This is a genomic window from Dactylosporangium siamense (genome assembly GCF_016862795.1).
Lineage (GTDB): Bacteria > Actinomycetota > Actinomycetes > Mycobacteriales > Micromonosporaceae > Dactylosporangium > Dactylosporangium siamense.
The window spans coordinates 1-7,506 of record NZ_BONQ01000224.1; the positions used below are offsets into that span (position 1 = coordinate 1).

The window sequence follows — 7,506 nt, forward strand, 5'->3', positions numbered from 1 at the left end:
GGACACGGCCCGACGGGAGACCTGCGGGCGAAGGCGGCCGACGGAGCTGACGGAGGAGGCGGGTGGAGCGCACAGACCCCGCAGAGCCGCAGCGCGCAGAGCCGCAGAGCGCAGAGCCGCAGAGCGCAGAACCCGCAAAGCGCAGAACCCGCAAAGCGCAGAACCCGCAAAGCGCAGAACCCGCAAAGCGCAGAGCCCGCGGAGCGCAGAGCCCGCGGAGCGGGTGGAGGGGTCAGGTCCAGCGGATGGTGGCGCGGTCGCGCCAAAGGGCCAGGACGGCGGGGTCGCCGTGGACGTGGAGGTCGGTGGTGGTGCGGCGGTTCCACAGGGCGAGATACAGGTCGCTGGCGGGGCCGCGGAGGGTGCAGTCGGCGGTGGTTGGGGTGCCGCGGGTGATCTCGGCGCCGGTGGGGCCCATGCGGACGGTCCATGAGTGGGGGGCGTCGGCGGCGTCGACGGCGAGGACGGCGGGCTCGTCGCAGCGCAGGCGGCGACCGCGGGTCGCGTAGAAGGCCATGAGCAGCTCGTCGATGCCGTCGACGCCGAGGTCGCGGGCGACGCTGTCGGGTTGGCCGACGGCTGCATGGAGGTCGGCGCGGTGGATGATCGTCTCGTGGGCCTGGCGGCGGGCCCAGAAGGAGAGCGGGGAGTCGGCGGGGAGGAAGTGCCAGCAGGTCAGGTCGGTGGGGGCGGCGCGGAGCTGGTCGACGAGGGCGACGTGGCCGGCCTGGAACCACGGGACGAGGTCGGGGTCGGCCGGCATGGGGCCGACGGCGCCCTCCTCCTCGTCGTCGGTGAGGACGGCGGGGCGGGCGTCGCGGATGTAGGCGGTCGCCCAGCGGTGCACGTAGCCCACGTGCTGGACGAGGTCGCGGACCGTCCAGTCAGGGCAGGTCGGGACGGCGGCGTCGAGGCCCGCCTTCTCCGCCGCGTCGACGAAGTCGAGCCCGGCACGCTCCAGCGCATCGATGTGCTGCCCGATTTCCATGCCGCCATGCTAAGCCGACCCCCTGACAAAAACGGCCGGGGCAAAGGGCGCCAGGGCAAGAGAGCGGGTCAGGCGACGAGCAGGCCGCCGATCCAGATGCCGGCGATGACCAGGGCGGTGGCGAGCTCGATCAGCATCGAGACGCCGGCGGCCTTGAGGGCGTGCTTGGTGGACTGCCAGGCGCGGGTGTTGTCGTGCTGGCGGATGCGCTCGACGACGAAGACGCCGAGGACGAAGCCGAGGACCAGGCCGACGACCGGGATGAGGAAGAAGCCGATGATGCCGACCACGCCGCCGAGGAACAGGGTCAGGTTGGGCACGCCGGCGCGTTTCAGGTTGCGGCCGGGGACGAGGTACTTCGCGGCGAAGCCGACGGCGAGCACCAGGGTGACGGCGACGGCGACGGTCCAGCCGGTGCCGCCGTGACCGCCGAAGAGGGCCCACACCATGACCCCGGCCCAGCACAGGAGCAGGCCGGGGAGCATGGGGATCAGGACGCCGACGACTCCGATCAGCACCGCGGCACCAGCGATGAAGGCCACCAGGCCCGAGCTATCGGTCACATCCACGACGATGAGGCTAGGCGGACGCGACCACCTCCGCCAATTTCGCGGCGAACTCCGCGGTGCGTTCGATGTGCGGGGAGTGGCCGCAGCCTCCGTAGACGACTTCGGTGTACGGGCCGTACGCGGCGAGCACGGCCCTGGTCTGCCCGATCATCGGCTGGGGCGGGCATTCCTCCTCGCCGGGCCAGCCGGGGACGAGGCCGAGCTTGCCGAGCTGGGCCAGGTCGAAGAACGAGGCGTCGGACACGATGGCGTCCTGGTCGCCCCGGATCCAGGTGATCGGGGGCTTGACCGGCAGGTCGACGATGCCGGAGAGGTTGAGCCAGCGCGGTGACAGCGTGTTGAGCACCCCGCGGTCGCCGGGGCCGACGCCGGGCCAGTTCTCGCTGGTCGAGCCGGTGCCGGGGTAGTTGTCGTCGCCGACAGCGGTGGAGAGCATGGTGTCCAGCAGCAGTTCCTCGTCGTCACCGAAGGAGTCGGGCGACGCGACGTAGAAGGCGCGCATGACGTTGCGCGGTGAGGCCTGTTCGTCGGTGCCGCGGTCCGCGGCCGCGAGGAGCCGCACGAAGTCGGGGTTGGCCGATCCACCGCCGGTGCCCGCGAAGTCCGGTGTGGTGGGGGTACCCGCCAGATCGCGGGTGCCGCCGAAGCCGTACGGGGAGACCGGCGCCTCCAGGACCAGCGCCGCGATCGACGAAGGGTGGTCGAGCAGCAGCTGCAGCGCGACGCCGCCGCCGAGCGAGTGCCCGACGACGACCGGCGGGCGGTCGAACCCGGCCAGCAGCGGCGCGATGTCGTCGGCGAAGTCGCGCAGGCCCCGGGTGGCGTCGACGCCGAGCGCCGGGCTGCCGCCGTACCCGCGCAGGTCTGGCGCGACGATCCGCCAGTCCTGCGGCAGGTGACGCAGCAGGGGCTCCCAGAACCCGGACGATGAGCAGTTGCCGTGGATGAGCAGAACCGGAGGGCCGCCGACCGGGCCACGGGTGGTGACGTGCATCACCGCATCGTGACACTCCGGATTGGTCGGTCACATGTTGTCGGCCCACATGTTCCGGTCGTACTTGGTGAGGGCCCAGATGACTGCGATGTCCGCCGCGATGATGAGCATCGACCACAGCGGGTAGTACGGCAGGAACAGGAAGTTGGCGACGGCGCTGATCGCGGCGAGCACGATGCCGAGCACTCTGGCCCAGACCTGGCCGGCGAGCACCCCGACGCCGCCCGCGGCGACCACCACCCCGAGGGCCAGGTGGATCCAGCCCCAGGTCTGCACGTCGAAGCCGAAGAGGTAGTTGTCGGTGAGCACGTAGAAGGTGTCTTCGAAGATCGCGGTCAGGCCGACCACGATCTGGAAGATGCCGATGACGACCATCATGCTGCCGCCGAAGACGGCGAAGCCGGTGACCCAGCCGGATTGGCGGCCCGTTGTCGATGTCGCACTCATGCGGCCCACCGTGTGCCGCCCGAAGGTGAAGCACGCTCACCCGACGGGGATGCAGGTAGTGCTTGACGCTTCAAGTACCAAGGCCGCACCATGTACTTGAAGATTAAAACACTTACCGGAAGGAAACCATGAACATCGTTCTGTGGATCCTGCAGGGCCTGCTCGGGGCGGCGTTCATCGCGGCCGGGTTGATGAAGGCGACGCAGCCGAAGGAGAAGCTGCCCGCGAACATGACCTGGACCCAGCGCTACAGCGCCGGCACGATCAAGTTCATCGGCGTCGCGGAGCTGCTCGGCGGCCTCGGCCTGATCCTGCCGTGGGCCACCGACATCGCCCCGGTGCTGACGCCCCTCGCCGCCGTCGGGCTGCTCGTGGTGATGCTGCTCGCAATCGTCGACCACGTGCGCGCCAAGGAGTACAGCGTGGTGCCGATCAACCTGGTGCTCGGCGCGCTCGCGCTGGTCATCGCGATCGGCCGGTTCTGACGCGTATCGGACGTGGCGTTGGCCGCGACGCACGGGCGCCAGGCACCATGGACGGCATGAACGACGAGACACGATGGCTGGACGACACCGAGCGGCGCGCTTGGCTGTCGCTGCTGGCCGTCGTGCTCGTCGGCTTCCCCGAGCTGGAGCGCACGTTCCGCCCGCACGGGCTGGTGCACGTGGAGTACGGACTGCTGGCCGCGCTCAGCAACGAGGACGAGGGGCTGCGCCTGTCGGAGCTGGCGGCGCAGATGAACATGTCACAGAGCCGGCTCAGCCACCGCATGCGCAAGCTGGTCGACCTCGGCTACGTGGAGGTGACCGGCGACGCGTGCGACGGGCGGGTCAGCATCGCCCGGGTCACCGACGCCGGCCGCCGCTTCGCCGAGCAGGTCTCCCCCGCCCACGTCGCCGACGTGCGGCGGCTGATCTTCGACCACCTCGACGCGGCACAGACCGCAGCGCTCGCCGACGCGCTCGGCGCGGTCGCCGACCGGCTCGGCTCGACCTGTCCCGGCGCGCCGAAAGGCCCGCCGGTGCCGAAGGCGCGCGCCTGAAACGCAATCCGACCTGCAGCCGGAAAGCCGTCACCGCATCGGGACCACAGAGCCTGTCGGCGCGTGGTCGGACAGGAATAGAGTGACCGCATGCGTGCCGTCGTGATCACCGGGGTGTCCCGCGGCTTGGGCGCCGCCCTCTTCGATGTGTGCAACGCGCGCGGCGATCGGATCCTGGCGGTCGGCCGGCACTTCACCCCAGAACAACGCCAGGGCCGTGATGACCGGCCCGGCGACATCACACTCTTCTCCACCGACGTCGCCGACGCGCACTGGCTGCCCGACCACGACACGCTGCGGGCGTTTCTGCGCGACGCGGACGAGGCGGTGCTGCTGCACAACGCCGCCGTGGTCGACCCGATCGGCGCCGTCGGCAAGCTCAGCACCGAGGCGATCACGCACGCGATCGCGGTCAACCTGACGGCTCCGGTCGTGCTGACCAACAGCTTCCTGCGCGCGGCCCCCCGCGACGCACGGCTCCGGGTGCTGTTCATCTCCTCCGGCGCCGCGCACCGGATCATCGACGGCTGGTCGCTGTACTGCACCACGAAGGCCGGCGGCGAGACCTTCTTCGAGGCGGTCGCCTCCCAGGTCGCCGACGACGAGCGGATCACCGTCGCCAGCGTCGACCCCGGGCAGATGGACACCGGCATGCAGGACAACATCCGCCGCGCGGCCTCGTCCGGCACCTACTTCCCCGGCCAGCAGCGGTGGATCGACGCGCACGCCGAGGGGCGGCTCGCCGATCCGATGACCGTCGCCGAGCGGATCCTGAAGGAACACGCGCCGTAAGACCCTAGGCCGCCAGCACCTCACGCAGCCGCGGCGCGAACGCGGCGGCGTTGCCGTGGCCGCCGTGGCCGCCGGGGAACTCCGCGACCGCGACCCCGAGCCGCGACGCCAGTTCCTCGCCGGCGCGGTGCGGCGCCTCGCCCGCGCTGGCGGCGCCGACCGCCGGCACGATCCGGGCGGTGCCGGCCCGCAGGGCGTCGAGGTCCGGCACCCACACGCCGAAGGGCGGCACCTCGTACCCCACGAAAAACGGCAAATTGTCCTGCATCCGCGCCATCGCCTCGGCCGAGGGCAGGTCCCCCGTCGCGGGCGTCTCGTCCGACGGCGACATCTCCACGCCCGCGGCGAAGACACCCATCGCCGCCTCCCAGCCGTCGTGGTGGAAGGTCTCCTCCACCCGCTTGATCAGGTCGCGGAAGTGCGGGGCGTCGGCGAGCAGCTCGAACGCCGGCGGCTCGTGCGCCACCACCGTCCGGACCAGCGCGGGGTGCCGGGCCGCGAGCTCCAGGGCGATCTCGGCGCCGGAGCTGTTGCCGAACACGTCGGCGGGTTCGTCCTCGGTGACCCCGACGGCGGCGAGCAGCCGGTACGCGTCGTCGCCGTGCTCGTCGACCGACTGCACCGCGGGTGGGCCGTCGAGCAGGCTGCGCGAGTTGCCGCGGCGGTCGTACGTGACGACGGTCCGATCCTCGGCGAGCGCCTCGGCGAGACCCGTGAACCCCTCGGCGTCGTACACGCCGCCGCAGATGAGCAACACGACCGGTCCGCTGCCACGGACCTCGTAGTGCAGCGTGGCCCCGGGCACCGTCAGCGTCTCGACCTTCATGATTTCCTCCGGTTCCCTGCGTGGATTTCGGGGCTACTCGTGAGTAATTTCCGGGTTTACACTCGCGCCATGACCGCCACGCGAACTCCCGGCGTCCCCGCCATCGACGAGGGCTCGCTGATCTCGACCAGCCCGGCCAGCGGCGAAGAGGTCGGCCGCTTCCCGGTGGCCTCTCCTGATCATGTCACCGACGCGGTCGCCAGGGCCCGGGACGCGGCGGGTTGGTGGGCCGGACTCGGCTTCACCGGCCGGCGCAAGCGGCTCCTCGCCTTCCGCAGCGTGCTCACCAACCGCCTCGAGGAACTCGCCGAGCTGATGCACCGCGAGGGCGGCAAGCCCACCGCGGACGCCCTCGTCGAGGCGATCGCCGCGATCGACCACGTGGCCTGGGCCGCGAAGCACGCCCGCAAGGTCCTCGGGCGGCGCAAGGTCGGCTCGTCGATCCTGCTCACCGAGCACAGTTCATACCTGGAGTACCTGCCGTTCGGCGTCATCGGCGTCATCGGGCCCTGGAACTACCCGGTGCTGACGCCGATGGGTTCGATCGGGTACGCACTCGCGGCCGGCAACGCCGTGGTGTTCAAGCCGAGCGAGTACACGCCCGCGGTCGGCCAGTGGGTCGTCGACCGGTTCGCCGAGGTCGTGCCGGAGCACCCCGTCCTGCAGATCGTGCACGGCATGGGCGACGTCGGCGGGGCCCTGTGCCGCTCCGGCGTGGACAAGATCGCGTTCACCGGCTCGACCGCCACCGGCAAGAAGGTCATGGCCGCCGCCGCCGAGACACTGACCCCGGTCCTCCTGGAATGCGGCGGCAAGGACGCCATGATCGTCGCCGCCGACGCCGACCTCGACGCCGCCGCCGACGCGTGCGTCTGGGGCGGCCTGACCAACGCGGGCCAGACCTGTGTCGGCATCGAGCGGGTGTACGTCGCCGACGGCGTCTACGACGAGTTCCTCGGCCGCGTGGTCGCCCGCGCGGCGAAGCTCACCGTCGGCGAGGAGGGCACCGCCGACCTCGGCCCGATCACCATGCCCTCGCAGATCGACATCATCCGCCGCCACATCGAGGACGCCCTGACCCGCGGCGGCCGCGCCGTCCTGGGCGGCGCCGAGGCGGTCCGCCCGCCGTTCGTCAGCCCCACGATCCTGGTCGACGTGCCGGAGGACGCCGCCGCCGTGCAGGAGGAGACCTTCGGCCCCACGCTCACCATCGCCCGGGTCAAGGACGCCAACGAGGCGGTCGCACGCGCCAACGGCACCGGCTACGGCCTGGGCGGCTCGATCTTCTCCAAGTCCCACGGCCTGGAACTGGCCCGCGGCGTCCGCTCCGGCATGACGTCGGTCAACTCGGCCCTCACCTTCGCCGGCATGCCGTCCCTGCCCTTCGGCGGCGTCGGCGGCTCCGGCTTCGGCCGCATCCACGGCGAGGACGGCCTGCGCGAGTTCACCCGCGCAAAGGCCATCGTGAAGCGCCGCGCCCCGACCCTGCTGGCCATCACGACCTTCGACCGCACCCCGAAAACCATGAAGCAGGTCCTGAAGGTGGTAAAACTCGTCCACGGCCGCTCCAAGTAGCCCCCACCCCACTCCAACCAGGTAGAGCGCTCGACCACGACGGGCCTGGGGAAGCGCAGCGCCCGATCTCTCCACTCGGGCTGGTAGGAAAGTGCGGGGTCGGGTCCGCTGTGGTGGTGTACGAGCGGCCGGGGCGCCTTGGATCACGACCGCGTCCGCCGCCGCGTTTCGGTGAAAGCGTGAAGCGCAGGGGGCGTCTCCACGCCCCCACCCCTCCACGCTTTCTCACGGACATTCGCACGACGCCCAGGGCCCTTCCGCCGACGCCGGCAC

At 71.3% G+C, this 7,506-nt stretch carries 9 protein-coding genes; 4 read left to right on the top strand and 5 right to left on the bottom strand.

The features are described from left to right. Nucleotides 1-232 precede the first annotated feature (232 nt). The 4 genes from Dsi01nite_RS56470 to Dsi01nite_RS56485 form a co-directional block, all read right to left on the bottom strand. Entirely contained in the window at nt 233-988 is a 756-nt protein-coding gene (locus Dsi01nite_RS56470) for a maleylpyruvate isomerase family mycothiol-dependent enzyme (RefSeq protein WP_203854810.1), read from the bottom strand. Between the two features lie 68 nt (nt 989-1,056). Then, nucleotides 1,057-1,557 carry a DUF456 domain-containing protein gene (locus tag Dsi01nite_RS56475; protein WP_203854811.1) on the bottom strand — a complete coding sequence of 167 codons (501 nt, stop codon included), beginning with the start codon at nt 1,555-1,557 and terminating at the stop codon, nt 1,057-1,059. A gap of 10 nt (nt 1,558-1,567) precedes the next feature. Further along, nucleotides 1,568-2,551 carry an alpha/beta fold hydrolase gene (locus Dsi01nite_RS56480; RefSeq protein ID WP_203854812.1) on the bottom strand — a complete coding sequence of 328 codons (984 nt, stop codon included), beginning with the start codon at nt 2,549-2,551 and terminating at the stop codon, nt 1,568-1,570. 30 nt (nt 2,552-2,581) lie between these two features. Continuing rightward, entirely contained in the window at nt 2,582-2,998 is a 417-nt protein-coding gene (locus tag Dsi01nite_RS56485; protein WP_203854813.1) for a DUF7144 family membrane protein, read from the bottom strand. A 128-nt stretch (nt 2,999-3,126) separates the two neighbouring features. Here Dsi01nite_RS56485 and Dsi01nite_RS56490 point away from each other — a divergent pair, with 128 nt between their 5' ends. The 3 genes from Dsi01nite_RS56490 to Dsi01nite_RS56500 all read left to right on the top strand — a co-directional run bounded on the left by Dsi01nite_RS56490 (nt 3,127) and on the right by Dsi01nite_RS56500 (nt 4,832). Beyond that, nucleotides 3,127-3,483: a DoxX family protein gene (locus Dsi01nite_RS56490; protein ID WP_203854814.1), complete on the top strand. Its 357-nt coding sequence runs from the start codon at nt 3,127-3,129 to the stop codon at nt 3,481-3,483. A 56-nt stretch (nt 3,484-3,539) separates the two neighbouring features. Continuing rightward, nucleotides 3,540-4,040, top strand: coding sequence for a MarR family winged helix-turn-helix transcriptional regulator (locus Dsi01nite_RS56495; RefSeq protein WP_203854815.1), 501 nt, complete (start codon nt 3,540-3,542; stop codon nt 4,038-4,040). A gap of 90 nt (nt 4,041-4,130) precedes the next feature. Further along, nucleotides 4,131-4,832, top strand: a complete 702-nt coding sequence (locus Dsi01nite_RS56500; protein ID WP_203854816.1) for an SDR family NAD(P)-dependent oxidoreductase — start codon at nt 4,131-4,133, stop codon at nt 4,830-4,832. 4 nt (nt 4,833-4,836) lie between these two features. Here Dsi01nite_RS56500 and Dsi01nite_RS56505 read toward each other — a convergent pair whose 3' ends face one another. Then, complete coding sequence (locus tag Dsi01nite_RS56505) at nt 4,837-5,658, bottom strand: alpha/beta fold hydrolase (protein WP_203854817.1); 822 nt, start codon at nt 5,656-5,658, stop codon at nt 4,837-4,839. A 69-nt stretch (nt 5,659-5,727) separates the two neighbouring features. On the opposite strand from Dsi01nite_RS56505, the gene Dsi01nite_RS56510 reads away from it, so the two are divergent. After that, nucleotides 5,728-7,233 (top strand): aldehyde dehydrogenase family protein, encoded by a 1,506-nt coding sequence (locus Dsi01nite_RS56510; RefSeq protein ID WP_203854818.1) that lies wholly within the window; start codon nt 5,728-5,730, stop codon nt 7,231-7,233. Nucleotides 7,234-7,506 lie beyond the last annotated feature (273 nt).